Below are 26,332 nucleotides of genomic sequence, written 5' to 3' on the forward strand. Positions count from 1 at the left end.
CTTACATAGGGACACTACGGGGCAAAAAGCCGCATAATAGTTGCAATAACATCGTGATAACGGCCAAAAACAGCCTCTAAAAAATATCGTATGGATGGCAAAAGAATTACCAACACCACAATACCCAGGAAAATCTGGATCGGAATCCCCACCGTCAACAGGTTGATTTGCGGTGCCATCTTCCCGATAATCCCCATCGTCGCATGCTTGATCATAATAATCACCATAATCGGTGCAGAAATCTGAAATCCAAGCACAAAAATCTGTCGCACCAGTTCGCCAAAAACTATGCTAAGCGGCCCGAGCCTCTCAAGGGAAAGCTCCCCCAATGGTAAGGTGCGGTAGCTTTCAAACAAGCCAAAGAGCACCCAATGGTGCGCATTGAACTCCAGAAAAAGTATCATAGCAAAGATATTGAGTATCTGACCAATGATAGGCACCTGAATATTCGTCGTGGGATCAAGCACGTTCGACATACTCAGCCCGACCTGAAAACCGATAATATGCCCCGCAAACATCACAATAGCGAAAACAAAACGACCCGCAAAACCTATCGCAGCGCCCAGCAACACTTCTTTCAAAATGATAAATAACAACGTCAGGAGATCCGGCGCAATCACCACACTTTCCCGTGGAATGGAACTGAACGTCAGAATGACCAGCAACAGGCTTAATCCTGTTTTGACCGTTGCGGGCACTTGCTCGCTCCCAATAACCGGCACCGCGGCCAAAAGCGCAAACGTGCGAATCAGAGCCAGCACAAAGATATAAATCTCTTCAATACTCAGCAGGGCGGGATCGAACAAGCGGCGTTACCTTATGAGATCTGGGATGTTCGTGTAGTGGGTAATAGTAAATGCCGTCAGCATATTGATCATCCACGGCAACGCATACGCCAGACCGAGAATAACGACAACAATCTTTGGGATAAACGTCAGGGTCATTTCCTGAATCTGTGTAGCCGCCTGAAAGATAGAGATAATTACCCCGGTAACCAATCCTAAAACCAACATTGGCGAGGCAATGAGCAGCGCAAGCGTGAGGGAGTGGATCAGTAAATCGGTTACGTACTCTGGACTCATGTCATCGCTCCACAAAGCTGCGTACAATGCTCGACATTACCAGATTCCACCCATCAACCAGTACAAATAAAATCAGTTTGAATGGCAACGAAATCATCGCGGGAGGGAGCATCATCATCCCCATACTCATCAGCGTACTCGCTACGACCATGTCGATAATCAAGAAAGGGATAAAAATCATAAATCCCATTTCAAACGCGGTTTTCAGTTCGCTGATCACAAACGCTGGAACAATCGTAAAGAAATCAACTTCGCTCTTATTGCGAGGTCGTTCCGCGCCACTAAAATGCACAAACAGCGCTAAATCTTTTTCGCGCGTATGCTTGAGCATGAATTCGCTCATCGGCTTGGAGGCATTTTCCAGCGCTTGCTGAGTCGTAATTTCATTCGCCAGATACGGTTGCAGCGCCACGCGATTTACTTCCGTAAATGTTGGCGTCATAATATAAAATGTCAAAAAAAGCGCCATGCCAACGATAATCTGGTTTGGTGGCTGCTGCATCGTCCCCAACGCCTGGCGTAAAAACCCAAGCACAATAATAATACGGACAAATGACGTCATGAGCATCAAAATCGCCGGTGCCAGCGTCAGGATCGTCAGCATGAGAAGGATTTGTAATGTCACCGAAACACGATCAGGATCAGACGACGATTCGATCCCAAAGTTGATGACCGGCAGTGGTACAGGGTCAACCGCAAAAGCCACCAGTGGCACAAAGAACAGCAGCAGCCCAGCGAAAACAAGCCTACAGAGTACCACGGCGGTCATCCTTATCAGTCGTACTGCGTATGCCATCCATCCGCTGCCGAATCATCTCTGCAACACCACTGGGGTTATTGCGCGTAACCGCTTTGCGTAAGTAAGAAGAGAAGTTGACGTGCACACGCTGCTCATAGTGCTGAATTTGCGCCAGCTCTTTTTCGTCGCTCACTTCACGAACGAGGCACGCACCAGTATCCCATTCCAGAAAAACCATATAGCGATCAAACATTTCGATAATAAGGAGATTTTTCTTATTTCCGACCGGAGTGCGACCAACGACCCGAATCCCCGACATGGCCAGCGGTGAGCCTGCTTGCCCGAGCTTACGCAGAAAAAGCGTCAGCCCGGCAAAGAGCAGTAAGACAATCCCGAGCGCCGCGAACATCCGCCAACTCCCCTCAAAGAGGGCAAGTTCTTCGTTCGGCGCTGCCAACGGAAGATAATCACTCACCTGATTGGCACTCAAAGGAGCCATGCGGATTTCAAGTGCCTGACTGCTGGCCAGTGGACTGATGGCAACGCTCACCTGATCAAGCGAACGCTTGAGAGCGAGGGTGACACGCACACCACCAGCGGGGTCATCGGCAAAGGTAAGTGCCGAAAAGAAAATATCATCGACTTCATAACGCGCGCCGAGCACCGCCGCACGTCGATGAGACTCAAGATGAATTTCCACTGTCTGCGTATGTGCATCTTGTTGCGCCGTGTAGTTCCCAATTGCTCCATCAACCTCAAGCCACACTTGGGAAATATCCTGTTCGCGCGTGTACTTTACTCCGACAACATCGGCCAATACCCAAGAAGGGATCAAGCAACACAGCAACAGCAACCACCACAACCCAAAGAAGCGGTGCTGACTCATGCGCGGTAAGCTCCTTCAAGGAGTTTTTCGAGAATCAAATCATCGTCAATAATGTCGGTGACACGAATAGCAAAGTTATCTTCAATAACCACCACTTCAGCGGTTGCCAGCAAGCGGTGATTTACCATCACATCCACCGATTCGCCCGCCGTTTTTCGCAACTCGACGATCGAGCCTTCTTTAAGGTCAAGAATCTCACGCAAACTCAGCGAACGCCGCCCAAGCTCTACATCAAGAGCAAAACGGATGTCGCCGTACCACTGTAACTTACGGGCAACCTCTTCGTTTTCCTGCTGAGAAAGCTGAAATGACTTGCGGGGTACGGCCACTACTGCACCACAAATTCGGTAAAATAGACGCGGCGAATACTACCGCTTGTCAAAAACGCATTGACCCGAGCAACGATTTCCGAACGCAGACGAAGCTTCCCCTGCGAAGTCGAGATATCTTCATAGGTTTTACTCGATAGAATCGTCAGAATAGCATCGCGCAACTGCGGCATCCGCCGGTCTAGCTCCGCTGTCATCTTTGGATTATCAAGCTCCATCTGCATCGTTACCTTTAAGTAACGCTTCCCAAGCGGGTTGGCCAAGTTGACAATAAACGTGTCAATAGGAAATGTTTGGCCAATCTCCATTGACTCTGTTGGTACCGTCTTTCTGAGTGCCGCTGCAGGATCCTCTTCTGGCGCAGGCTTACTCGAAAACAGAAAGAAATAGGCCGCAGCTCCACCACCCACAAGCAATAGCACGACAACAATAATGATGATGAGCATTTTTTTCGATTTTTTCGGCTTCTCTCCGCCTTCTTTTTCCTCTTTTTCTTCGTCTGCCATGACAGAATCCTCCTTGTGTTTACTATCGGCGTGCCGAATTACGGATATTATTGATCCAAAAGTTGGCGCAACTGCCGCACATCGTCGGCATCTTTGCGATCAGAACCCAGAAAATAGACCTCAACGCGCCGATTTTTGGTTCGATTCGCTTCGGTGATATTCGGTACTGCGGGCTTGAACTCGCCATATCCCGCGGCACTAAAGAGACGCGGATCTAAATTGCGCCCCTGAACAAAATACTTCACGACATTCACGCCACGCGCCGTCGAAAGTTCCCAGTTAGACGCATAGGTCGAACGCACCTGCACGTTGTCAGTGTGCCCTTCTACGCGAATTTTCCGTTTGGAATTATTAATAATCCCCGCAAGGCGATCAAGCACGGGGAATGCCGCCGGTTTGAGATCGGCACTGCCGCGATCGAACAGTAGCCCTTCGGCAAGGGTAACTTTTACCCCTTCGTTTTCCATATCCTTTTCAACCTGAAGTTCATCCTGCAAGCCAGTCACTTCAGCCAACTCTTTAATGGCGTTGATGGTTTCTTCCATCTCAATTTCTTCAATATCCTGAATCATGGCTGTTACGATGATGGGTTGTTTGGAAACTTCGGTATTTCGCCCTGCCTCAAGTACGCCAAGGGCTGACTTCAGGGAGCCAAGCGATTCCACGATTTTAATTTTATCCAGTGTCGCCATAGAAAGCAGGAGTACGAAAAAGCAGAGTAAGAGACTCATAAGATCGCCAAACGTCGCAAGCCATGCGGGAGCACCAGGGACGCATTCGGGACATTTGCACTTCTTTTTTCCCATTATTCAAACTGACTCTTTCGTTGTGCCGGAGCAAGGTAGGAGTTGAGCTTCTGTTCCACAATTCGCGGGTTGTCACCCGCCTGAATCGACATAATACCGTTAATAACAATTGTTTTAATCAACGCTTCTTCGCCTGTCCGTTCTTTCAACTTCCCCGCTAGCGGCAGGGCAAACATATTGGCAAGCATCGCACCGTACATCGTCGTTAAAAGAGCAACCGCCATGGACGGCCCGATAGACGATGGGTCATCCATCGACTGCAGCATCGCAACCAGCCCAACAAGCGTCCCAATCATCCCCATCGCTGGAGCGTACGTTCCCATACACTCCAGTATGCCAACACCTGACTTGTGACGGCTGGCAATATATTCGAGTTCCGTTTCAAGGATAGTATTCACCAATTCAGGGTCAGTTCCATCAACTGCGAGCTTAATCCCGTTTTTCAGGAAATTATCTTCTACTTCCTCAGCAGCCGTTTCCAGCGCCAAAATCCCATCGCGACGGGCGCGCGTGGCGAAATCAACCATCCGCGCAATGACGGCTGAAGGATCTTCACCCTTATAGAAAAAAGAGTTTTTAATAACCGACATCACGCTCGTTACTTGCGCCAGCGGATAGGCCATCAACGTCACGCCCATTGTCCCGCCAAAAACAATCAACACTGAAGGGATATCAATGTAAATTCCTATCCGGCCACCAAGCACCATCGCCATAATAACGAGTGCGTACGCGACCACAAGCCCTACGAGCGTTGCTATATCCACAGATTCCCTCCCGTGTACTGAACAGGCTTACAAAATTGTTCAAGCGATTTTTTAGCAAAGAACCCGTCTATCGTCAATCAGAATACCGTTTTGTACAAATCCCAGCGAAAGCGACACGTTATTGTTCAGGACAAAGAGCAAAAATGACAGAAAAACTACATGCGCGGTTTGCTCGCATTTTGCTGCAGGTTACGCGCCCAAATAAAACTTTCGAGTTGCACGCGGTTAATCGCTTCAGGGTTTAGCCCAAGATCGGCACTCAACGTGCGCACAACATCAAGCCGCTCTTCTTCTAGTGCCTCATTCAGATCAAGCAGCTTCCCGATAACCCCGTCCCGCTTGAGCACTGCCGATTCGATTTCTTTATCAATCGAGATAGACTGAAAGATTTTTTCGAGTGAATGCCCCAAAATAACATCGGCCAACGAAAGGAATCCCGCAAAAAACGCCTTTTCGGCAACACCCGGCAACCTCTTACCGGAGATATTGCCTGCCAGAAGCTCCATACAACGCGCACGCATCAGGCAAATCTGAAGCACCGGATGCACATCTTTGTAGAGCTTTTTCGGCCCCGCATGCAACATAAGCATCAGCCAACTGGCGAGTTGCTTACGGCCAATCAAAGCGAGCGCTTGCCGAATCGATGAAATATTCTGGCGAATGGAAAATACCGCTGAGTTGATAAAACGCAAAAGGCTATAATTAAGTTCTGGACTGGTCACAAAAAACTTTTCCAGCTTGCGGATATCAATATCCTCCGCAAGTTCTTTAAGAATACGAATCAGATCCAGCTTTGCCGGCTCAATGCCCCCAGCCTGCAAAACGGTAGGACGGGCAATAAAATATCCCTGGAAGTAGTCACACCCCAGCCCCGCGCAAAAATCAAACTCTTCGTGCGTCTCTATTTTTTCGGCAAGAACTTTAAAGCCGAGCGTTTTTAGTTTGGGAATCCCTGCTATCAACTGTTCGCGCGTGTTTTTTCGCACATCAACTTTAATAATCGAAAGATGACCCATCACCGGAGCGAATCGCTCGTGGAAATCATCTTCTAGAATACAATCGTCGAGCGCAAAGCTAAAGCCAGCATCAGCATACTGCCGCACTAAATCTGCCGTCATGGACGTCATCGGCGTATTTTCCAAAATTTCGAGGATAAACTGATCGTGGGGGAGAATTTCGACACAACCCTCAGCCAGCACCTCGTGATTGACGTTGATAAACCCGACTTTATCGCCAATCGTTTCCTGCATACCCAGGTTAACAATGGAGTTGACCAGCACACGCGCCGTAGCGGCCAAGTCGTCCCAGATTTCACCGGCAGCATTGTTTTCGGTCGAGCGAAACAGCAACTCATAGCCATACACATCCTGTTGCCGGTCTACGATTTGCTGAATACCAAGGTAAAGGTGATCATCCATGTGTTTGACGTCCTTCTCAGTGCGCTATATTTTCGCAAAACACGCATTACAATCGCGCCGACAATACCAGAAATCCTTCTCAGTGAGATAGTATATTTTTTGATTCCCCATTCGGCACCGGCCACAAAAATGCACCACGCTCGAAAAATGCCCGCACCTGTTCAATGCTTTGGGACGACTTACGCACCACTGACTCTTCGGTATTGAACGCATTATGCGGCGTAAAAATAACCTGTTGTCGCTTTTGCAAAGCCAACGTTGCCACAACCGACGCATCCGTCGACACCTTCCCGCCCCGCAGACAACCCGCCAAAGCACTTTCGGCATCGTACACATCAAGCGCTATACCACCGAGGATTCCACGTTCATGCGCTGCCAATAAAGCCGCCGGTGGCGATAATTCGCCGCGAGAAATATTGACAAAAACGGCTCCCGGTCGGCACTGGCGCCAAAAATCATCAGAAAAATACCCCTGATTCTCTTGAGTCAGATTCATAGCACAAACCAGAATATCCGCCTGCGCCGCCGCATACTCCGGCGCGACATACTCCACATCGTCGTGCCGCTGTACAATATCAACCCCCAGCACCCGCATATCCAGCCCACGACCAATCCTGAGCACTTCGTACCCGATATTGCCTACCCCGAACACGGCCAACGTTTTTCCCGCAGTTTCACGCCCCGTCAACCCATCACGGTAAAACGTATGGAACTGCGCTTGCTGGCGTGGCAAAAGACGCAACAGCGCCATCCACAACAGCATCGCCTGCTCCGCCACCGCACGATGGCAATAAAGCGGCAAATAGCCAGCTGGCACTGCCACACCACTCTCCTGACGATAGCGCAAGACATGATCATACCCCGTAGAGCGGGTCAAAATGCCCTGTAGCCCTTGTGCCCACCCAAGCGGAATCTGCGACTGAGTGCGTACACTGATAAGCGCCGCCGGAGCCACCGCGTGACCAATTTCCTGCGGCGTCGCCGCCGTAAAACCCGCGCAGATCGTATCTGGCAAAAAAGAATGCAGGGCAGATTCCTCTTCTGCAAATGCTTCGTAAAAGTATACATCGAACATGTTCATACCTCGTAAGTCGTGCAAAATATTTAGTAAAAACAGTCATAAAGCATGGAATTTTTTTTGGAAAGTGAATTTATTCTAGTGACATTCTATTTTTTATCTGCTACATACCAGCAATCCGATGCTCAGCCTTTTCAGATCGGTCTGCCTTTGTAGACAGTTCAAGACGAAAGATCAGCGCGGGAATTTTTTTTAGGAGACGATGTTTTATGAAGTCTATTTATGTTGGAAACTTGCCTTTTAGCGCGTATGAAGAAGACATTCGTGAACTGTTTGCAGAATTTGGCGAAGTACTCTCTGTTAAGTTAATCAGCGATCGCGAAACTGGCCGTCCGCGCGGTTTTGGTTTTGTCGAAATGGAAGATGACGATGCTAAGAATGCCGTTGCTGCACTTGATGGCGCTAACTTCGGTGGCCGCGCACTCAAAGTAAACGAAGCTCGTGAGCGTGAGCCACGTCCACGTCGCAACAACTGGTAAGCTGCTAACGCACTAACCAAAGCCCTGAGGGATTTCCCTCAGGGCTTTTTTATTTACGTTATGATGGAGTCAATTCATGCAATGGAAAGCCCTTCTTTTCCCGACCCATAATCGCACTTTTTACGGACAGCACTATGCACGAATGTTCTTCCGCGCCCTTCACCTCTGGACAGTAGCGATATCCGTTGGCGCTTACCTCTACGAAGTACCGTATGAATCGTGGTACTGGTTTCACCAACTCTGCATCGTCAGCGGATTCGCCTTGATGGGGCTGGAAATCTGGACTAATGGTTCATATCTTGTACAAATTCGCTGCCATCTGATTGTGATCAAGGTCGCATTTCTCTCGTTCCTTCACCCGTGGTATCCCGCACCACTCTGGTTTCTCGGAGCCATTTTCCTTGCATCGGTGTTTATCTCGCACGCCCCCGGCAACGTCCGCCACTACTCACTGTGGCATCGCAAACGGATGGATTTTTTGAGCTAATTACTTGTACATAGTGATCAGCGAAATGACAATAAAGAGCGCAATCGCAACACGGAACATCGTTCGTAACGGATACTTGCGCGGATACAACATCCACAGCGCAATAAGAAAAACCAAAATACCTAATTTCATTCGCACATCCAACACAACAAAAAGGGGGGCGTTATGGACTTCACCACATTGATCACCCAGAGCACTCTCCTCGGCCAAACCGAGTGGCACAACATCCAAACCCATATCTCATCGGTCTTCATCGGTCAAGACAAAGTGATCAAAATCAAAAAGCCCGTCGACTTCGGCTTTGTGAACTACCAAACGCTGGAAGCGCGCAAACACTTCTGTCAACTTGAAGTGACCCTGAATTCACGCCTGAGCAGCGGCATCTACCTCGAAGCGACACCACTCCAATGGGACGGTGCCGCACTTTGCCTGCATAGCCCGCTCGCTCCAATTGTCGAGTGGGCAGTGATCATGGAGCGCATTCCCGACCAAGCGCTGCTGCAAAACGTCCTGCACACCGCGACTGCGCCGGGAGCGCTGATCGAACAAGTCGCCAGCCGCCTCACCACCTTTTACCGCACCCTGCCGCCCACACCATCGCTTGGCATCTACGGTACCACCGCCGAACTTTTCCCAAAAACCAGCGCCAACTTCGACGTTCTTGCCGCACACCGCGGAAGCGAAGTTGATCAAATCCTGCTCACAACCCTGCATGATACCACCGATGCTTTCTATCGGCGCTATGCCACCGCGCTCGACGAACGTGCCAGCAAAGGGAAAATTGTCGACGGCCACGGCGACCTACGCCTCGAACACCTATGCCAGCTTGGCGGCACCATTCATGCCATCGACGCACTCGAGTTCAGCATTCCGCTGCGCAGCGTCGATCCCATTTGCGACCTCGCCTTTCTTTCGATGGATCTCGCCTTTCACGGCTGGCACGAACTGGCACGCGTCCTAGAAGAACACAGCGCCAAACACCTGAACGAAGCCGCCGCCGCACCCACTCTGTTTGCATTTTATAAAGTGTACCGCGCACTCGTTCGCGCCAAAGTGGAAAGCCTGACAATGCAAAGCCTCGCCGCCGACACCACCGCCTACCAGCACGCTGCCACGCGCCTGCAACGCTATATCGAACTGGCCGCCACCTACATTCGTGCGTGGCCGTTATGATTCTCGCCTTCTGTGGACTTTCCGGTAGTGGCAAAAGCTACCTCGCCGCCCACATCGCCGCGCATACCGGCCTGCCACATCTGCGCTCCGACGTGATCCGCAAAGAACTTGCTGGAATCGCCCCTGACGCTTCCAGCCGTAGCACACTCGGCAGCGGCATCTATACCAACGATCTGACCCAAGAAACCTACACGACCCTGATTGCGCGAGCCTGCGCCCTGCCCAATGCCATCATCGACGCCACCTTCAGCCGCCGCGCGTGGCGCGAACAACTCTACCGCAGCGGCATTCCCTATCTACTGATCCACTGCTGGGCGCCAGAAGCTGTCTGCCTCACGCGGATTACTGCACGACTCGCTCAAGGAAACGACCCTTCCGAAGCCACCCCCGCGGTGTACTTCGCACAACGGCTGACGTGGGAAGGTTTTACAGATGATGAATCCTTTTTCGCGGTCGATACGACGCAACCACAGAGCCAACTAACGCAGTCTATACTGCTTCATTCTACTGATTCTTGGGATTCGTTGTTTCACAGTCTGAAGAAATTTTTCCCCTGATTGTATACCGAAAATCCCGTCTATCATTCCCTGAATCGCCAGCTCATCACCCCACGCCCACCGGATCTACCACAATTTTCAGCCGAAGTGCGCGCGGCAGGGTTTTCCCCCGCAGTTCATCCAACAGCAAGGCCAGCGCGCGATGCGTCGAGGCTTTAAAGAGCACTTTCCACTGATAGCGCTGCCGCACCTGCTCTACCATAAACGGCGTTGGCCCCAGCACTTCAACGCCCAGCGTGTTGCCCCGCGCCACTTCGGCCAGTGTTTCTATCGCCCGCCGCACCTCATCTTGGCGCGTTCCGCTGATTCCCAGTAGCGCCATCCGGCCAAACGGCGGATAACCAAAATCGCGCCGAAAATCGACTTCTGCTTGATAAAAGATGGACTGATCAGCCGCCAGCACAGCCTGCATCGCGGGGAGTTCAGCGTATTCGCTCTGAATCACAACACGACCATTGGCACCATCCTGCCGTCCGGCGCGACCGGAAACTTGCGTCAAAAGTTGAAAAACCCGCTCGCCAGCCCGAAAGTCGGGAATATTTACGAGTGCATCGACGCCGAGCACCACCACCATATCAACATCGGGAAAGTGATGCCCCTTGGCAATCATCTGCGTTCCCACCAAAAGCCGCGCTTCACCCGCCGCAAAGGAACGGATCAAGGCCTCAGCGCGCGTGCGGGTTCCGGCACTGTCGGAGTCAATCCGAATCACACCGTACGTACCGAACGCCTGTTCCAGATATTCTTCCAGCCGCTCTGTCCCCATCCCCATCATCACAAACTCGCGGCTACCGCACTCGCTACAGGGATGGCCGAGAGCGAAAGAGGATTCGCAATAGTGACACATCACTTTTCCCAACGCTTTGTGGTACGTCAGGCTGACATCGCAGTGGGGGCATTTCAGCGTCGTGCGGCACTGCTGGCAAATAGCGTAGGGGGAAAACCCTCGTCGGTTCAAAAACACAATCGCCTGCTTGCCACCAGCAAGCGTCTGCGTCAAATCTTTTTCGATATCACTCCCCAGCGGCGATGCCTCACGCGCCGCGACTGGCGGGATAATTTCGACCTGCGGCAGCGTCCCCGCAAAGCGGGTTGCCAAATGGCACAAAAGATATTTTCCTTTTTCGGCGTTCAGGTAACTCTCCAGCGACGGCGTGGCCGACCCCAAAATAACCCGCGCCCCTTCGATCTGCCCCCGCACCAGCGCGGCATCACGCGCATGATACACCGGTGATTCGCTCTGAAAATAGGAGTTGTCGTGTTCTTCATCGACAATAATCAACTTTAGGTGTGGCATTGGCGCAAACAGCGCACTGCGCGCCCCAACAACAATCGAAATTTCCCCCGTCGTCATTTGCAGAAAGTAACGGTAGCGCTCCGCCTCGCCAATCTGCGAGTGAATCACCGCTACCCGCTCGCCAAAAACCGCTAGCAACTTATCGCGCAGCAGCGGCGTCAGGTTGATTTCCGGTACGAGATAGATGACAGAGCCACCTTCCGCCAGCACAGTATCCATCAGGGAAAAGTAGATTTCGGTTTTGCCGCTGCCGGTAATGCCGTGGAGCAGCACGGGGCGATCCGTCGCCAGTGCCGCCTGCCAAGCGGTGCGCTGCACATCGCTCAGGCGTGCCGCATAGTTTTGCGCCCGGTAAGCCGTTTGCGCGGCGGCACGCGGCACGGTGCGGATAATTTCCCGCTCTACCATTTTGCGCCGCAGAGCGGCCGGGATTTCGTCGATAAAGCGGATCGCCCCCTGCGCAATCTGTTCGGCAATCCGTTTCATCTCTTTGGCGCGAGGGGAAATCGCGCCGATGTGATGCAGCGCCACCCGCTCGGGCAAGAGGGTCTGCCGCAGTGGTGGAATCATGGCTTCCAGATAGCCCGCGACGTCGTGCAAATAATAGTTGGAGAGCCATTCGGCGAGTGCGACCTGCGCCGGATGCAACGTCAGATGGGGATATGCTTCGTGGATGGCTTTTAATTTCGTCGCAAATTCCGGCGGTGCGGTGTCGCTGCTGGCAAGCACCACACCCACCCGTTCACCACGCCCCAGCGGAACGCGCACTACCGCGCCACGTTCCAGCAACAGATTGCGCGGTGCCGTGTAGGTCAGCGGTGCGCCAATGCCAACTAAAGCCACCTGAAGGTAGTGCATCAGAGCGTAAGAATCTGCGGAAAGGTATCAATCGTAAAAGTTGGCGATGGCGTAATTTCATGCAGCTTGCCGTATCCATAAGTCACCAAAACACTGTCAACTCCGGCACCAGCCGCAGCCTGAATATCATTGATACTATCACCTACCATCAGCGATTCTGACGCAACGATATTCACCTTATTGAGGGCACGACGGATAATTTCGGGGTCTGGTTTGCGGAAACGAAACGTATCGCCACCGTAGATCAGGTGAAAAAGGTGGTGCATGTGATTGCGCCGCAAGATTGGATGGGTAAACTCTTCGGGCTTATTGGTCACCACGGCCAACGCCACGCCCGATTCGTGCAGCGTTTCCAGCGTTTCCAGCACGCCATCATAGAGCAGCGTCCGCGCATTACAATTGTCGGCGTAGTATTCATGAAAAATCTTGCGTAAATAGAGCACCACATCAGCATATTCTGGGAACGCCCGACGCAGCAGCACCGTCAGCCCATCGCCAACAAAATCGCGCACCTGTTCCATAGTAAATCGTTTCGGATAATCAATTTTAATCGCAGTATAATTGAGCGAGTCAGTAAGATCGGGAAGCGAATCGACCAGAGTTCCATCAAGATCAAACAGGTAAAAGGCGTATGACATGGGCTTCTCCAGAGGTGTGTTCGTCAGAGAATACTCTGTTTCATCAAGGCGAATCAAGAAAGAAGACACACCCGTTACGAATGAAAAATGTTCCCAATACCATCGTCCTACGTTATGATTCAGGTTACTTCCAAACACGCCATTGCTATCAACATACTAGAGGTACCATGCTACGCATTTACAACACCCAAACGCGCCAAAAAGAGCTTTTTACTCCAATTACCCCTCATCAAGTCCGCATGTACGTCTGCGGCGTCACCGTGTACGACTACTGCCACGTTGGACACGCCCGCAGTGCCGTGGCCTTCGACATTATCCGTAAATACTTTGAATATTGCGGCTACACCGTAACGTTCGCCAAAAACTACACCGATATTGACGATAAAATCATCCGTCGTGCGCTCGAAAATAATGAACCGTGGCAAGCGCTCGCCGCCCGCTTTATTGCGGAACACGACACCGACATGGCCTCCCTCTTTGTCGCTCCGCCCACCATTACGCCAAAAGCGACCGAGCACATTGACGAAATGATCGCCATGATCCAAAACCTCATCGACCAAGGCTACGCCTACCCAGCCGGTGGCGACGTCTACTTCCGCATCAGCCGCTTTCCCGAATATGGCAAACTGAGTCAGAAAAATCTGGAAGAGTTGCAAAGCGGTGCGCGCATCGAAGTCAACACGCTCAAAGAATCGCCGCTTGATTTCGTCCTCTGGAAAGGGGCGAAAGAAGGAGAACCATCGTGGGACGCCCCCTTTGGCGCTGGTCGCCCCGGCTGGCACATCGAATGTTCAGCGATGGGGAAAAAACACCTGGGCGATACCTTTGACATCCACGGCGGCGGCAAGGATCTCGTTTTTCCGCATCACGAAAACGAAATCGCGCAGTCAGAATGCGCCAACCACGCACCGTTCGCCAACTATTGGATTCACAACGGATTTGTCAACATTAACGACGAAAAAATGTCCAAATCGCTCGGCAACTTCTTCACCATCCGCGATATCCTCAAAAGCTGCGATGCCGAAGTGCTCCGCTTCTTCCTTGCCCAAACCCACTACCGCAGTCCAGTTGACTTCTGCGACACCAACCTTGCCACTGCCGAAAGCGGGCTAGAGCGGCTCTACCGCTTTGTGGAAGCATGCGAAACCAACGAGCCAGCGAGTGGCAATGCCGTCCGGCCAGAACTCCAGGCGACTCTCGCGACCCTGAAAACTTCATTTGAAGCCGCGATGGACGACGACTTTAATACCGCGCTGGCCATCGCCGCCCTTTTCGACGCCGCGCGCGATGGCAACCGTCTGGCACCGTGGAACACCGCCGAGCAACACGCTTTGCTGGCGGCCTTTAAAGCCTGCGGTAACGTGCTGGGTATTTTCCAGCAACCCGCCACCGCATGGTTCCGCCACCGCTCGCAAGCCACACTCAGCGAAACTCAAATCGAAGCCCTGATAGCCCAGCGCAACGCCGCCCGCGCCGCCAAGGATTTTGCTACCTCTGATGCGCTACGCGACCAACTTTTGCAAGGTGGCGTTCAAATTAAAGACAGCAAAGAAGGGACGACGTGGAGCTACGTGACAAGTTGACCGCATATGGGGAAACAGGATACGCCAGCACTCGCTCCTGAAAGGAGGTCTTGCCATGGATCACTCACACCAAAAATACCTTGCCGTGCACCGCTTCCACTGGATGCTCTTTGCCGTAGGCTTGCTGATTCTTGGTGGATTTGTGGCGTTTTCACTCTACGGCGACTACCAAACGCTGACAAAACAAGAACAGGATCGCCTAGAGACGCAGGCACGAGTGATTGACGAAAACATTATACGTCAGCTCGACTCAGTCAACCGTGCCCTCGCCGGAATCCGTAACGACCTCCCACTTTGGCAAGGCGATGAAGGAAAAGCCGTTGGGATACGACGCCTGTACGCCATGAGCGACGCCATGCCCGGCATTCGCACCTTCCTGATAATGGATGGCGAAGGAACCGTAACACTTTCAAACCGGCCGATTGTAGTAGGGCAAAATTTCAGCTACCGCGAATACTTTCAACTCCCGAAACACAACCCTAATCCGCAAACCCTTTTTATCGGGCCACCCTTTAGTACGTTCCCCAGTCAAGTCCTTGGAATGAACCTTGTGCGGATGATACCAGACGCCCAAGGACATTTTAATGGTATTGTCGGCGCAACGCTTGATCCTGATTATTTCAGCATTCTTTTGCGTTCTATCATTTATAGTAATGATATGTGGAGTGCTGTCATACACGGAAACGGCTCACTTTTCCTCGCATATCCCGAGTCGTATAAATCGTTTGCTGACTCAAACTCCATTTTCAACTTCCATCGCGAACACGCATCAGAAGCCACGTTTCAGCGCCGTACTATTGATACCGGCGATGCAGAATACATGATTGCCATGCGCACCGTGCAGCCACCCTCTTTGCAAATGGACACACCACTTATTGTGGCGGTAGGGCGCAGCGTGAGCAGTATTTACGCCTCTTGGTATCGTGAAGCTACCTATCGCGTTGGCCTGCTCGGCTTTATCGCGCTGATCGGATTCCTTGGATTATGGCAATACCACCAACGGCTGCGCGTTCACACCGCCCTGATTCAAGATTCACTGCGACGCGACCGTGAAAACGCCGAACGGCTCCGGCTCGCGACGGAAGCTTCTCAGCTTGGCGTGTGGGAATACAACCTAGTATCGAATAAATTAACCTGGGATCGCGCCATGTTTGACCTCTATGGCATTGCCCCAACCAATAACGTCTCGTTTGATACGTGGAAAACAGCGCTACTTCCAGAAGATTTCGAACGGGAAAGTGCTCTCTTTCAAGCAGCAATTGAGCAGCGAAGCCGCTATATGTCTCAATACTATATTCGCCGTCAGGATACAGGTGCCATACGCTTAATTCGTGTGGCAGCCGAGGTACACTGTAGCAGTGATGGCCATCCGCACAAGCTGATCGGCACCAACAAAGATGTTACCGAGCGCGAAGAAGCCCGTGAAGCATTGCGACTGGCGACCGAACGCGCCGAACATGCGAGCCGTGCGAAGAGTGAATTTTTGGCCAACATGAGTCACGAAATCCGCACCCCGATGAATGCGGTGCTGGGACTGCTGACGCTGCTACAACAAACACCACTCACTGGCCAGCAACGCGACTACGTCGCCAAGATTAACTCCGCATCTCGTTCACTGCTTGGAATTCTCAACGACATTCTTGACTTTTCACGGGTTGAAGCGGGAAAACTCCAGCTCGAATCGCTCCCCTTTCACCTCAGTCACGTGTTTCATAACCTTGCTATTATTACCCATAACCTTGCCGAGCAGAAACAGATCGCCGTAGAGTATTATATCGATCCCGCCATCCCCGCCACACTAGCAGGCGATCCACTCCGCCTGCAGCAGGTGTTGCTCAACCTCACTGGCAATGCGGTGAAATTCACCAATAAAGGCTCCGTGCGCGTCAGTGCCTTGCTGGTCACAGCCGATGAATCGGGCAACACCATCCGCTTTAGTGTGCGCGACACGGGCATAGGTATTGCGGCAGCGAAACTCGCCACTATTTTCGAAAGCTTTACTCAGGCAGAAACCTCAACCGCCAGACGTTTTGGCGGTTCGGGACTGGGACTTGCGATCAGTCAACGCATCGTCGCCCTCATGGGCGGTGAACTTCACGCCGCCAGCGAAGAGGGGCAAGGGAGTGATTTTTCCTTTACACTCACGCTGCCAAGTGCCACCGCCAGTGCCGCAACGCCAACCATCAGTCAGCAGTTTTCATCTCCCTCCGTGCCACTGCAACGGCAACGCCTAAACGGATTGCGCATTCTCTTGGTTGAAGATAACCTCATGAACCAAGAAGTCGCGTTCGAACTTCTGAGTCACGAAGGGGCGATTGTCACCATCGCAAGTGATGGCAACGAAGGGGTCAATCTTGCCACAAGCGCCAGCATACCATTCGACGTTGTTTTAATGGATATTCAAATGCCAGAGATGGATGGATACACGGCAACGCACCTGATCCGTGCTCATGCGTCGTGCGCTGCCCTGCCGATCTTGGCCATGACGGCTAACGTACTGGAATCTGACCGCACTGCGGCACTGGCAGCCGGCATGAATGACCATATCCCCAAACCCATCGATCTGGATACTTTGGTAGCAAAACTTCAGGCCTATGGCACAACGCTTGCCAGCACGCCAGCGCAACCATCGGACGTTGCCACGCGGCACATCACGGCCGAAATCCCCGAGGGTTTTCAGATTCCAGAAGCACTCGCGCGACTAGGCAATGACATCGCCCTGTGGGTAAGTATTGCGCGCAAGTTCCGCGCCCACGCCACCGAAATTCTGCAAAACAGTAAGCGTGCCCTTCAGCGCGGAGAGTGGGAAATCGCAACCCGCGGCGTGCATACCCTCAAAGGGGTGGCCGCATCACTCGGTGCCATCTCACTTTCTGATGCCGCGCGAGAAACGGAAACGATCCTGCGTCGCGAACGCGGTGATTTAGTGGATGCACTGGTAGGATTACAACAGGTAGCCGCGCTGTTACCGGAAACGGCGGACACGCTAGAGCGAGTGGCACAAGAATTGGAAAATCAGGCAGACACATAGGTCTGCCCCTACAAAGAAGCAGGAGCTGTTTCTGGATTTGTTTTTTGTAGGGGCGAACCGGTGTGTTCGCCCTCCACGGTCTCCCTCCAGCCCTCCAGCGATCCTCACACCGCAAGCTTTTTCTTGAGGCGCAGCACCTCATCACGAATCTTGGCCGCCTCCTCAAACTCCAGCGCTTCGGCCAGTCGGTGCATTTCGGTTTCCAGCTTCGCAATATGCTCGCGCAGCTGATACGGCGCCATCTCTTCGGCCACCTGAAAGCGGATTTTTTCCTGCCGTTCTTCCATCTGTTCCGGTGCCAGTTTTTCGCCAACGGCCTTAGTGACGCTCTGCGGCGTAATGCCATGCGCCGCGTTCCACGCCTGTTGCAGCTCGCGCCGTGCGGTCGTTGTTTCGATCACTTTACGCATACTTTCCGTCATTTTATCGGCGTAGAAAATCACGTAGCCATCCACGTTGCGTGCTGCCCGTCCGGCGGTCTGCATCAAACTGCGTTCACTGCGCAAAAAACCTTCCTTGTCGGCATCCAAAATCGCTACCAGTTGCACTTCCGGGATATCCAGCCCTTCGCGCAGGAGGTTAATCCCAATCACCACATCGTAGATACCAAGCCGTAAATCACGGACAATTTCGCTCCGTTCCAGCGTGTCAATTTTAGAATGCAAGTATTTTACTTTGATCCCTAATTCACTCAGGTAAGAGCTGAGATGTTCACTCAGGCGAATCGTCAGCGTTGTTACCAACACCCGGCCACCAAGCGCGGTCACTTTTTTGATTTCAAAGAGCAGATTATCGACCTGCCCCGTGGAAGGTCGCACTTCGATCAGCGGATCAAGCAGACCGGTCGGGCGGATGATCAATTCAGCAATGCCATTTGCACCCGCTAAGGCCATTTCATAGTCGGCAGGAGTGGCGGAGACGTAAACAATCTGCGGGGCGAACTGATTGAATTCATCAAAGTTCAGCGGGCGGTTATCGAGCGCGGCAGGCAGGCGAAAACCATATTCGACCAACGTTTGTTTGCGACTACGGTCGCCGTTATACATCCCGCGCACTTGCGGCAGGGTGACATGCGATTCGTCGATAAACACGAGTGCATCTTCTGGGAGATAGCTCAGAAGTGTCCACGGTGGCTCGCCAGTGGCGCGTCCATCAATGTAGCGCGAATAGTTTTCGATCCCATTGCAGTAGCCAAATTCTTCCATCATTTCGATGTCGAACTTCACCCGCTCGGCAATGCGCTGCGCTTCAATCAGCTTCCCTTCCTGTTGAAAGCGGTACACGCGCGCCTTGAGATCATTTTTGATCTGGGCGAGGGCGCCCTGAATCACGCTTTTATCAGCCACGTAGTGAGAGTTTGGGTAGATGCGAATAGATGGCATGTCGCCGCGCTGGTTCCCCGTTAGCGGATCAATTGCCAGAATGCGGTCGATAGTATCGCCGAAAAACTCGATGCGAATCGCGCTGTCGGCTTCGTAAGAAGGGAAGATTTCCAGAATATCGCCACGCCGCCGAAACGTACCGCGCCGAAAATCAAGATCGTTGCGGTCGTACTGAATTTCAATCAGATTATCGGCCAGATCTTCCATATCAATATCTTGTCCAACTTCCAGTCGGATCACCATTTGCTGGTAAAAGTCGCGTGAGCCAAGACCGTAAATGCAGCTCACCGAAGCGACGATCAGGATATCGCGCCGTTCAAACAGCGAGCGCGTGGCGCTGTGGCGCATGCGGTCGATTCGTTCGTTGATACTGGAATCTTTCTCAATAAACGTATCTGACGAGGGGATATACGCTTCTGGCTGATAGTAGTCATAATAGCTGACAAAATATTCCACCGCGTTGTGCGGCAGAAATTCTTTGAACTCCTGATAAAGCTGCGCAGCAAGGGTTTTATTATGCGCGATGACGAGAGTCGGACATTGCAGCGCTTCGACCACCTTGGCCATGGTGTAAGTTTTCCCCGAACCGGTCACGCCGAGCAACACCTGATGGCGATGTTTCTGGCGTATGCGTGCCACAAGCGTAGCGATCGCCTCCGGCTGCGAACCAGACGGTTCGTACGGAGCTACCACCTGAAAAGGGATTGTGGTTGTATCCATTCATGTATCCTTTTTGTAAAAAATCCCGCTGGGCGAACACGCTGTAGGGGCAGACCTATGTGTCTGCCCACATCAACCAGAACGAACACGCAGGTTCGCCCCTACAAGAAAACCAAAAACATCGCGTAAAAATCAAATCCACCGTAGGGGCAGACCTATGTGTCTGCCCACATCAATCAGAACGAACACGCAGGTTCACCCCCACAAGAAAACCAAAAACATCGCGCGCAAATCAAATCCGCTGTAGGGGCAGACCTATGTGTCTGCCCACATCAATCAGAACGAACACGCAGGTTCACCCCCACATTTATTCGCACACGAACAATGTATCTTCTTTCCATCGCGCAGGATTATTTTCGATATATTCACCGATTTTCACGTATTCGGCTTCGTCGCGGATAATCCGTTCCCAATAATTTCGTTGCCATAATTTACGACGAAACGGTTCCCATCCGCCATATTTTACTTGGCGTATGTATTCATTGGTGGTCATGGTCTTATACCATTGGACAACCGTCGATAGGCTCAACGGTTTCTCGCCTTTTAACGGAACCCGCTGATTTACGACTATAAAATGGATATGATTGGGCATACAGACAAATTGTTCTGCCATAAGGTCAGGAAACTTCTTCTCCATTTCATAAAACCATCGTTCTGTCATACATCCAGCCTCGCTCAGGTGCATGGTGCCCTCTGCAATTTTGCCGAACAGACACGCTCGTTCTTGGACGCAAATGGTTACGAAATAAGCTCCCGTCTGATTGTAATCGTATCCTTGCAAACGGAGAGAAACACGCCGATTGCCCTCCATGCTCACCGCTCCAACGTGAATGTCAGCGGAACAAGCATCCGCACGGCGACGGTATTGCCATCTTTCGTTGCTGCTGCAAACTTCCATTGCATCAATGCGGCCACTACGGCAGCTTCAAAAATGTTTGGCGGATTGGCTTTTATAATTCGAAGATCACGTACACTGCCATCCACGTCAAGGGTAAATGTTGCGAGCACTTCCCCTTCAATCCTATTTTCAAAGGCATAACGCGGATATTCCGGCACCACCCGCGAGAGTAAGCGCGGTTTACCGTCAACATCCTTCAAATCAAACACGGTACTTTCCACAGCTACGGGCGGCGATGCGGGCACATTGATTGGCACTGGCACGGTTGACGGCACAACATCCCCTTGCGGCTCATGCACTGGCAGAGCATTGTGTGCAGAGAGTGTTGGCGCTTGCACAGGCAGAGGTTCCGCGGTGCGTCCCGATTTGGGCGGAGCCGCTTTCTGCCATGTCGGCAACTGGGGTGCAACCGGAAGTTCAGGGACAGTAAAGGCAGGTGGAAGCGGCTCTGCGGGTTGCAAAGGCAGCAGAACCATCGCCACGCCCTTCTCAACCGGAGAGGCTATTTCCGTGCGTTGGTTAAAATGGAGAAACAAGCAAAAGAGCAGTGTGGTGAGCAACAGTGCGAGACAAGCCTTCGCTGCCATATACGGTAACTGGCGTACCGTTCCCTTCACTGTTCAGCCTTGGCGGCGATACTCACCTGCTGTACTCCAGCTAAACGGCATTGATCCATCAGCGCCACCACCTGTTCGACGGTAGCATGTTTATCGGCAATCACGACCGCCGATGCCTGAGGGTGCTCCGCTAATTTGAGAACAATTCGACCACGCATCGTGCGAATATCCACCCGTTCGCGATCCAGAAAAATCTGCCCTTCGGCATCCACTGCCAATAGAATCGTTGTCGGTTCCTGCTGTTCTGCGGTCGCTGCCATTGGACGTGCGATCTCCAACCCCGTCTCACGGGTAAAGCTGGTTGTCACGAGAAAAAAAATCAGCAAGAGGAAAACAAGATCAATCATCGGCGTCATGGTGACTTCCGCATTGGCGCTGCTTTTACGCCGAGCTAATCGTTCCATGTCGAACTCCGCATCTGGAGGAAAGTGACGTCGCGCACTTCCGCCATAATCCGTTGTTTGCAGCGGACTAACAGCGGAATGGCGACCATCCCCGGCACCGCCACAATCAATCCCCACATTGTGGTTGTCAGCGCATACGAAATCCCGTCTGCCATCAGAGCCGGCTGTCCGGTTCCACTCTGAGCAATCGCCTCAAACGTCATCAACATGCCCCAAACCGTACCGAGCAAACCCAGTAGCGGCGCAGCGGCAGTGGCAATTTTTATCACCGCAAAACCTTTTTCCAATTCACGTTCCCATGTGCGCACACAACAGATACTGACAGGAGCACCACCAGATATGGTATTTCTTGCCAAATCAGCTTCGATACGTTGCACAATGCGCCGTTTACCGGCAGATTTTTCGCGACTGAGCAGCCAACCAAAGCAAAATACACGATCAACCAATACATACCAGATGCAAAAGCTCAGCCCAAAAAGTGCCGCTGTCACCCAATGGTCAGTTATCGCATGCAGCAGTGCCGCCACCATCATGGTGCTCTCTGCACAGCAACAGCATTCGCCATACTCATACCAGCTTCCTGAAGCTCATCGATAAGCCGTTCTGAACGGCGCGCCAGCAAGGTATGCACTAACATGACAGGGATCGCCACCCCTAATCCATACATAGTTGTAATCAAGGCTTGCGAAATGCCACCCGCCATCAGGCGCGGGTCGCCAGAGCCATGCAGGGTAATCACTTGAAAGGTTTCAATCATTCCCATCACCGTGCCAAGCAGCCCCAGCAAAGGAGCAACCGCCGCACAAGCCGCAAGGAGAGCAATGTTGCGCTCCAACGCAGGGACTTCGCGCAAGAGCGCTTCGTTCATCACCTGTTCACGGAGTGCGGCATCGTGTTCTGCCACAGCAACAACTTCTAGCGCAACGCGGCCAACAGCCGTTTGCTGCAACAATGACTGTTGCGCGTGTATCGCTGCCGCTCCACCATCACGCCACCACCGTATGACTTGCTCGGCGATCACGCCACTCTGCGGTCGGTGCATATACAGACTGTAGAGCCGCTCAAGAATGAGCACGAAAGCAAAACATGCGACCGCCGCAATCGGATACATCAATATTCCGCCACGCGCCACGTGTGCGATGGGATCTTTGGGCTGCTGCCATTGTGCGGCAAAAGTACCATGCGTAAAATCGAGTAGCGCCACATCGCTTACGCCACGAAAATAGGCGGCTATTTGTTTGTTTTCATGCGCCGGAAGCCACGCAATCTGCTGCAAACGGCCATCGTCATTCCGCTGCACAATGCCGAAATCCTCGCCCTGTCGCGAATACGTGGCTAAGGTTCCGAGTGTCAAAATATCAACCTCCGCCTCCAGCCCTTCCGAGGTAAAGATCGGCAGACGGTGACGGCGCACATGCGACGCAAAATCGATCAACCCACGATAGTCCGCTGTCAATCGCACAAGTGGATGAGCATGATCAGAAAAGGTATGTGTTGCCCGAAATACCGGATACTCGCTGATAATTCGACTAAAATCGCTCTGTGCTACGGCAATACTTTGCTCAGCAAGCTGGAGTTGACGAAATGATTCACTAACGTTGGATTCGTCTGCCAGCATACGACGGTATTCTTCTCCGTGCTGGCGCAAGGCTTTTTCCTCCTGCTCGAATGTAAGCAGAGATTTCTCCAACGCTTGCACCGCGCGGCGCAGGGCGTGCGGGTCAGAGCGGAGGGCTTCCAGCTCCACTTCAAATGCACGCGAACCAACTGACGCTTCCTGCGCGAGTGGTCGCAAATCCTGAGCAAGGAGCGGCGTCAGCAAAACACTCAGCCACAGCAAAACCAACAAGAGGTGCTTCATGGCGGGGTAATCCTTCCTATCGGTAGCGCCGTAAGCGCTGGCAGTTTGCGCCGTTCTATCTGTTCGCCAGCATCACGTATGGCCGCGTTGTACGATGCATCAATCCGCATGTATGCGGTTTTGTCAGCAACGGCGCGAGCGACCACCGCACCATCAGGCGTACTGAAAAAGTGCGCCAGCCCACCAACACGGAGTATCGATCCGCGATACCGTTCACCATCGATAACAACCGACCCTTGCTCACTTTCAGCAAAGCGCGCGCTGTCGGCCACGGCGCGATACGCTTCAAGCGTGCGCGTTATTTTTTCCGGCAGTGGGGTGGCGGCTACCACAAATTCTTGCTGCAACTCGCGAATCCAACCGTAGCGTTCCGCTTCGAGAGCCGTCATCTCTGTTCCAGCCACGTGATGGAGTAATTGTTCCAAAGCGGCATCAACACTCTGTTCCATCGCCTGCAGTTCGGCCAGCGCCGTAGTTTTTCGGGCACGCTTGTGCTCTACGTCAGTCGCGAGCGTTTCGACCACCGCTCGCAATGTCTGCATATATGGTTCTTTGATCTGCATAACAGTCGACAGCTCGCGGTAGCGCTGTTCGAGTTGTGCCTGTTCGTCGCTCGCCACACTGTGGCCAACCAACATCATCGCCAGCGCCGTAGCACCAACCAAAAAACGGTTCATATTTCACCTCGTCGTATTGCGGGTAACGCTAGCAGGGGGATAAAAGCATAGAGGCCACAACACACGATAAGCAACATTTCGCCATAGAGGTATCGCTCTTTGCATTGAGCACGGCGCAACACAAGAAAGCCAAGCGCCAGCACCATTCCGACACCCAAGGCGCGCGGCACGGTTTCGCTGAGACTCACGGCGGGAAGTTGGCCGAAACGGCGGAGCGGGTCGGTGTGCGTCACAAACGGGAACAGTGCCCCATACAACCAACTGGCAGAGCCGCGAATTGCTGGTTCATAGGGATGAAAATAGCTCATCAACTGCGCGTAATGATTATCTGAAACGACAGTAGTTTCGCCATAGCGGTCAGAAACTTTCGCCACCATATTTTGTGGATCGCGTAAATAGTGCAACATATGGCGATTGGGGTCATACGGTACGGACGGCACTTCGCGTAACGTATACTTCTCCTTCATCAAATGGAACATTTTCCCCTGACGGGTAACAATCAATCCGTAATACGGCAAGTGTCGATTCTCTTTTTGCGTCATATAGATAATATCCATCCCAATGGAAATCGGCACGCTCACCACGGTTGGCGTACCGTTGACCTGCACCAGATGGAAAAGGCTTCCATTGGCATCAATCAAAAAATACCCCGCGTCATACGGCTTGCGGACTGTCGGATTTCCCGCAATCAGCCGTGCCGGAAATCGGAAACCGGCATCGTGCAGTGCTGCCGTAAAGAGCGCGCTTTTTGCCCGATTGACCAGATTCGTTCTGGCATCGATAAATTCCAGTTGATCAGTACTCCGGAAAAGCTCGTCGGGCATATCGATACGGGCAAATTCGCCTTGCGATTCAAACAGGGGATAGAGCGGAATGCGTGCTTGTTGACGGGCAAAAAAACCATGGGGAATACCAACAAAATCGCGCTGCGTCAGCGCCAATTCTATTGTCACCGGCTCACCAGCCACCTGCTGGGGATAGATTTCCCATTTTTCCAGATCACGAAAGTTGATAAAAGGGATAAGCTGCGAGTACTCATGCGCGGAGTACTCTTTCCCTGTTGCGTCAAAATAGCGCCGATGCCCGCTGATATCTTCTACGCTGTACACAACATCTTCCAGAATCTGTGAGTAATAGACCATTGGGCGATAGACTTTTTGCCCAAACGTCAAATGAAACAGGTGCGGTAACGTAATACTCAATCCGACGAGGGCGATAAGCACGGTAATATAGCGGATTCCCATCGCTATCATTGTACCCCCTTACGAAAACGGAGAGCCGAATAGAGCACCGCGAAGCTGTAGAGCACAGCCACCGCCAGCGCCAGCAGTACGGCAGAGAGGCTCGGATTATACACGGTAACATAAAAAAAACTCAGCGATGGCAGCAGCAGAATCAGCAGTTTTGCTCGCTGTCGCCAACGTGGCTCCAGCGTTATCGCCGCCACCATGCAGTAAGTAGCGACACTGCCGCCATACCAAAATACCATCACCACCAAGGCTTCCTGATACACCTGCACGGGGTAGTAATAGGCACCGACGGCAAAAACAATCAGCGCATCGAAGCACCACACAAGGGTAATCACCGCGATACCAAATCCAACCAGAGCACCCGTCATGCGGTATTCACTCACGGGCAAATGGCAGGAAAGGCGAAACCGCTTTTTATCAATTTCGGGGAGATATTGAAAAAGTCCGAGTGCCACGGCAAAGAGGTACAACGCCGGTTCGAACCAGTGAAAGTAGAACGTGTGCTTTTCAACCAGGTCATGCCACAACAACACGGGGCGTATCTGAGAGAACTGTTTTGCCAAAGTCAGATAGGTATAGATGGCGACAGCCAGATGCAATACGGCTCCAGCCATGAGAAATCGCTTTGTTTTTATCGACTCTTTCACCCAGACGTGCCTATACATACCCCCTCCAATCGCGTGAGATAATAGCACTCATTGACGTGAAAGCGTCAGTAGAAATGTATTCGCAACAGCAAAAATATGGGCAGCCATCGCCTTCTGTGATACTCTCCTTACTGAAAAATTCACGCATCGCCTTGGTAAACAGGA

Annotated in this window: 28 protein-coding genes; 6 read left to right on the forward strand and 22 right to left on the reverse strand. The window is 52.2% G+C overall.

Annotated features, from left to right (window positions below; translation table 11 throughout):
- Positions 1-14 precede the first annotated feature (14 nt).
- From fliR to P304_RS0107360, 10 genes are all read right to left on the reverse strand, one after another.
- A complete protein-coding gene (gene fliR, locus P304_RS0107315; RefSeq protein WP_027390007.1) occupies positions 15-806 on the reverse strand; it encodes a flagellar biosynthetic protein FliR in 792 nt (263 codons plus the stop codon).
- A gap of 6 nt (positions 807-812) precedes the next feature.
- Positions 813-1,082 carry a flagellar biosynthesis protein FliQ gene (fliQ, locus tag P304_RS0107320; protein ID WP_027390008.1) on the reverse strand — a complete coding sequence of 90 codons (270 nt, stop codon included), beginning with the start codon at positions 1,080-1,082 and terminating at the stop codon, positions 813-815.
- A gap of 1 nt (position 1,083) precedes the next feature.
- Complete coding sequence (gene fliP / locus P304_RS0107325; RefSeq protein ID WP_034764685.1) at positions 1,084-1,851, reverse strand: flagellar type III secretion system pore protein FliP; 768 nt, start codon at positions 1,849-1,851, stop codon at positions 1,084-1,086.
- A complete protein-coding gene (locus tag P304_RS0107330; RefSeq protein WP_027390010.1) occupies positions 1,829-2,707 on the reverse strand; it encodes a flagellar biosynthetic protein FliO in 879 nt (292 codons plus the stop codon). Before P304_RS0107330 ends, fliP begins: the two co-directional genes overlap by 23 nt.
- Entirely contained in the window at positions 2,704-3,036 is a 333-nt protein-coding gene (fliN, locus tag P304_RS14585; protein ID WP_201766930.1) for a flagellar motor switch protein FliN, read from the reverse strand. Before fliN ends, P304_RS0107330 begins: the two co-directional genes overlap by 4 nt.
- Positions 3,036-3,542 (reverse strand): flagellar basal body-associated FliL family protein, encoded by a 507-nt coding sequence (locus tag P304_RS0107340; RefSeq protein WP_027390011.1) that lies wholly within the window; start codon positions 3,540-3,542, stop codon positions 3,036-3,038. Before P304_RS0107340 ends, fliN begins: the two co-directional genes overlap by 1 nt.
- Before the next feature lie 47 nt (positions 3,543-3,589).
- Complete coding sequence (locus P304_RS0107345; RefSeq protein WP_027390012.1) at positions 3,590-4,348, reverse strand: OmpA/MotB family protein; 759 nt, start codon at positions 4,346-4,348, stop codon at positions 3,590-3,592.
- Positions 4,348-5,112: a motility protein A gene (locus tag P304_RS0107350; RefSeq protein WP_027390013.1), complete on the reverse strand. Its 765-nt coding sequence runs from the start codon at positions 5,110-5,112 to the stop codon at positions 4,348-4,350. Before P304_RS0107350 ends, P304_RS0107345 begins: the two co-directional genes overlap by 1 nt.
- Before the next feature lie 155 nt (positions 5,113-5,267).
- Positions 5,268-6,530, reverse strand: coding sequence for an EAL and HDOD domain-containing protein (locus P304_RS0107355; protein WP_027390014.1), 1,263 nt, complete (start codon positions 6,528-6,530; stop codon positions 5,268-5,270).
- Positions 6,531-6,609: 79 nt separating this feature from the next.
- Positions 6,610-7,605 (reverse strand): NAD(P)-dependent oxidoreductase, encoded by a 996-nt coding sequence (locus P304_RS0107360; protein WP_027390015.1) that lies wholly within the window; start codon positions 7,603-7,605, stop codon positions 6,610-6,612.
- Positions 7,606-7,817: 212 nt separating this feature from the next.
- Here P304_RS0107360 and P304_RS0107365 point away from each other — a divergent pair, with 212 nt between their 5' ends.
- Positions 7,818-8,087 carry an RNA recognition motif domain-containing protein gene (locus tag P304_RS0107365; protein ID WP_027390016.1) on the forward strand — a complete coding sequence of 90 codons (270 nt, stop codon included), beginning with the start codon at positions 7,818-7,820 and terminating at the stop codon, positions 8,085-8,087.
- A 76-nt stretch (positions 8,088-8,163) separates the two neighbouring features.
- Positions 8,164-8,574: a hypothetical protein gene (locus tag P304_RS0107370; RefSeq protein WP_027390017.1), complete on the forward strand. Its 411-nt coding sequence runs from the start codon at positions 8,164-8,166 to the stop codon at positions 8,572-8,574.
- On the opposite strand, the gene P304_RS17460 is transcribed toward P304_RS0107370, so the two are convergent.
- A complete protein-coding gene (locus P304_RS17460) occupies positions 8,575-8,706 on the reverse strand; it encodes a hypothetical protein (RefSeq protein ID WP_269077603.1) in 132 nt (43 codons plus the stop codon).
- 33 nt (positions 8,707-8,739) lie between these two features.
- Between P304_RS17460 and P304_RS0107380 the strand changes: the two genes are divergently transcribed.
- On the forward strand, positions 8,740-9,747 hold the full coding sequence (locus tag P304_RS0107380) for a hypothetical protein (RefSeq protein WP_027390018.1): 1,008 nt from the start codon (positions 8,740-8,742) through the stop codon (positions 9,745-9,747).
- The gene (locus P304_RS0107385; protein ID WP_027390019.1) at positions 9,744-10,304 is read left to right on the forward strand and encodes a P-loop nucleotide/nucleoside kinase family protein; all 561 of its coding nucleotides are present in this window, start codon (positions 9,744-9,746) and stop codon (positions 10,302-10,304) included. The genes P304_RS0107380 and P304_RS0107385 overlap by 4 nt, the downstream gene beginning before the upstream one ends.
- Before the next feature lie 46 nt (positions 10,305-10,350).
- Here the strand turns inward: P304_RS0107385 and priA are convergent, their stop codons facing one another.
- Entirely contained in the window at positions 10,351-12,459 is a 2,109-nt protein-coding gene (priA, locus tag P304_RS14590; protein ID WP_051321514.1) for a replication restart helicase PriA, read from the reverse strand.
- Complete coding sequence (locus tag P304_RS0107395; RefSeq protein WP_034764688.1) at positions 12,459-13,097, reverse strand: HAD family hydrolase; 639 nt, start codon at positions 13,095-13,097, stop codon at positions 12,459-12,461. The genes priA and P304_RS0107395 overlap by 1 nt, the downstream gene beginning before the upstream one ends.
- 167 nt (positions 13,098-13,264) lie before the next feature.
- On the opposite strand from P304_RS0107395, the gene cysS reads away from it, so the two are divergent.
- Complete coding sequence (gene cysS / locus P304_RS0107400) at positions 13,265-14,680, forward strand: cysteine--tRNA ligase (protein WP_027390021.1); 1,416 nt, start codon at positions 13,265-13,267, stop codon at positions 14,678-14,680.
- Between the two features lie 55 nt (positions 14,681-14,735).
- Positions 14,736-17,711 carry an ATP-binding protein gene (locus P304_RS16185; protein ID WP_051321515.1) on the forward strand — a complete coding sequence of 992 codons (2,976 nt, stop codon included), beginning with the start codon at positions 14,736-14,738 and terminating at the stop codon, positions 17,709-17,711.
- Between the two features lie 104 nt (positions 17,712-17,815).
- On the opposite strand, the gene uvrB is transcribed toward P304_RS16185, so the two are convergent.
- The 9 genes from uvrB to P304_RS0107450 form a co-directional block, all read right to left on the reverse strand.
- Complete coding sequence (uvrB, locus tag P304_RS0107410; protein ID WP_027390022.1) at positions 17,816-19,813, reverse strand: excinuclease ABC subunit UvrB; 1,998 nt, start codon at positions 19,811-19,813, stop codon at positions 17,816-17,818.
- 307 nt (positions 19,814-20,120) lie between these two features.
- Positions 20,121-20,624, reverse strand: coding sequence for a transposase (locus P304_RS0107415; RefSeq protein WP_027390023.1), 504 nt, complete (start codon positions 20,622-20,624; stop codon positions 20,121-20,123).
- Between the two features lie 2 nt (positions 20,625-20,626).
- Complete coding sequence (locus P304_RS16190) at positions 20,627-21,328, reverse strand: energy transducer TonB (RefSeq protein ID WP_027390024.1); 702 nt, start codon at positions 21,326-21,328, stop codon at positions 20,627-20,629.
- On the reverse strand, positions 21,325-21,732 hold the full coding sequence (locus P304_RS0107425) for an ExbD/TolR family protein (RefSeq protein ID WP_027390025.1): 408 nt from the start codon (positions 21,730-21,732) through the stop codon (positions 21,325-21,327). The genes P304_RS16190 and P304_RS0107425 overlap by 4 nt, the downstream gene beginning before the upstream one ends.
- On the reverse strand, positions 21,720-22,265 hold the full coding sequence (locus P304_RS0107430) for a MotA/TolQ/ExbB proton channel family protein (protein WP_084417615.1): 546 nt from the start codon (positions 22,263-22,265) through the stop codon (positions 21,720-21,722). Before P304_RS0107430 ends, P304_RS0107425 begins: the two co-directional genes overlap by 13 nt.
- Complete coding sequence (locus P304_RS16195; RefSeq protein ID WP_027390027.1) at positions 22,262-23,593, reverse strand: MotA/TolQ/ExbB proton channel family protein; 1,332 nt, start codon at positions 23,591-23,593, stop codon at positions 22,262-22,264. Before P304_RS16195 ends, P304_RS0107430 begins: the two co-directional genes overlap by 4 nt.
- Positions 23,590-24,270, reverse strand: a complete 681-nt coding sequence (locus P304_RS0107440; protein ID WP_027390028.1) for a DUF3450 family protein — start codon at positions 24,268-24,270, stop codon at positions 23,590-23,592. Before P304_RS0107440 ends, P304_RS16195 begins: the two co-directional genes overlap by 4 nt.
- Positions 24,267-25,523: a DUF4857 domain-containing protein gene (locus P304_RS0107445; RefSeq protein ID WP_027390029.1), complete on the reverse strand. Its 1,257-nt coding sequence runs from the start codon at positions 25,521-25,523 to the stop codon at positions 24,267-24,269. The genes P304_RS0107440 and P304_RS0107445 overlap by 4 nt, the downstream gene beginning before the upstream one ends.
- Entirely contained in the window at positions 25,520-26,185 is a 666-nt protein-coding gene (locus tag P304_RS0107450) for a hypothetical protein (protein WP_027390030.1), read from the reverse strand. Before P304_RS0107450 ends, P304_RS0107445 begins: the two co-directional genes overlap by 4 nt.
- Positions 26,186-26,332: the final 147 nt, after the last annotated feature.

It is taken from the genome of Chrysiogenes arsenatis DSM 11915 (assembly GCF_000469585.1).
GTDB lineage: Bacteria > Chrysiogenota > Chrysiogenetes > Chrysiogenales > Chrysiogenaceae > Chrysiogenes > Chrysiogenes arsenatis.

What these genes read in the sequence shown, in the direction of transcription:
- P304_RS0107445 (WP_027390029.1), bottom strand. Translation starts at nt 25,523, where the DNA reads ATGATAGCGATGGGAATCCGCTATATTACCGTGCTTATCGCCCTCGTC.
- P304_RS17460 (WP_269077603.1), bottom strand. Translation starts at nt 8,706, where the DNA reads ATGAAATTAGGTATTTTGGTTTTTCTTATTGCGCTGTGGATGTTGTAT.
- P304_RS0107415 (WP_027390023.1), bottom strand. Translation starts at nt 20,624, where the DNA reads ATGGAGGGCAATCGGCGTGTTTCTCTCCGTTTGCAAGGATACGATTAC.
- P304_RS0107430 (WP_084417615.1), bottom strand. Translation starts at nt 22,265, where the DNA reads ATGATGGTGGCGGCACTGCTGCATGCGATAACTGACCATTGGGTGACA.
- P304_RS0107360 (WP_027390015.1), bottom strand. Translation starts at nt 7,605, where the DNA reads ATGTTCGATGTATACTTTTACGAAGCATTTGCAGAAGAGGAATCTGCC.
- P304_RS0107330 (WP_027390010.1), bottom strand. Translation starts at nt 2,707, where the DNA reads ATGAGTCAGCACCGCTTCTTTGGGTTGTGGTGGTTGCTGTTGCTGTGT.
- P304_RS0107380 (WP_027390018.1), top strand. Translation starts at nt 8,740, where the DNA reads ATGGACTTCACCACATTGATCACCCAGAGCACTCTCCTCGGCCAAACC.
- P304_RS0107425 (WP_027390025.1), bottom strand. Translation starts at nt 21,732, where the DNA reads ATGGAACGATTAGCTCGGCGTAAAAGCAGCGCCAATGCGGAAGTCACC.
- P304_RS16185 (WP_051321515.1), top strand. Translation starts at nt 14,736, where the DNA reads ATGGATCACTCACACCAAAAATACCTTGCCGTGCACCGCTTCCACTGG.
- P304_RS0107345 (WP_027390012.1), bottom strand. Translation starts at nt 4,348, where the DNA reads ATGGGAAAAAAGAAGTGCAAATGTCCCGAATGCGTCCCTGGTGCTCCC.
- P304_RS0107365 (WP_027390016.1), top strand. Translation starts at nt 7,818, where the DNA reads ATGAAGTCTATTTATGTTGGAAACTTGCCTTTTAGCGCGTATGAAGAA.
- priA (WP_051321514.1), bottom strand. Translation starts at nt 12,459, where the DNA reads ATGCACTACCTTCAGGTGGCTTTAGTTGGCATTGGCGCACCGCTGACC.
- P304_RS0107440 (WP_027390028.1), bottom strand. Translation starts at nt 24,270, where the DNA reads ATGAACCGTTTTTTGGTTGGTGCTACGGCGCTGGCGATGATGTTGGTT.
- uvrB (WP_027390022.1), bottom strand. Translation starts at nt 19,813, where the DNA reads ATGGATACAACCACAATCCCTTTTCAGGTGGTAGCTCCGTACGAACCG.
- P304_RS0107385 (WP_027390019.1), top strand. Translation starts at nt 9,744, where the DNA reads ATGATTCTCGCCTTCTGTGGACTTTCCGGTAGTGGCAAAAGCTACCTC.
- P304_RS16195 (WP_027390027.1), bottom strand. Translation starts at nt 23,593, where the DNA reads ATGAAGCACCTCTTGTTGGTTTTGCTGTGGCTGAGTGTTTTGCTGACG.
- fliQ (WP_027390008.1), bottom strand. Translation starts at nt 1,082, where the DNA reads ATGAGTCCAGAGTACGTAACCGATTTACTGATCCACTCCCTCACGCTT.
- P304_RS0107355 (WP_027390014.1), bottom strand. Translation starts at nt 6,530, where the DNA reads ATGGATGATCACCTTTACCTTGGTATTCAGCAAATCGTAGACCGGCAA.
- cysS (WP_027390021.1), top strand. Translation starts at nt 13,265, where the DNA reads ATGCTACGCATTTACAACACCCAAACGCGCCAAAAAGAGCTTTTTACT.
- P304_RS0107370 (WP_027390017.1), top strand. Translation starts at nt 8,164, where the DNA reads ATGCAATGGAAAGCCCTTCTTTTCCCGACCCATAATCGCACTTTTTAC.
- P304_RS0107450 (WP_027390030.1), bottom strand. Translation starts at nt 26,185, where the DNA reads ATGTATAGGCACGTCTGGGTGAAAGAGTCGATAAAAACAAAGCGATTT.
- fliP (WP_034764685.1), bottom strand. Translation starts at nt 1,851, where the DNA reads ATGACCGCCGTGGTACTCTGTAGGCTTGTTTTCGCTGGGCTGCTGCTG.
- P304_RS0107395 (WP_034764688.1), bottom strand. Translation starts at nt 13,097, where the DNA reads ATGTCATACGCCTTTTACCTGTTTGATCTTGATGGAACTCTGGTCGAT.
- P304_RS0107340 (WP_027390011.1), bottom strand. Translation starts at nt 3,542, where the DNA reads ATGGCAGACGAAGAAAAAGAGGAAAAAGAAGGCGGAGAGAAGCCGAAA.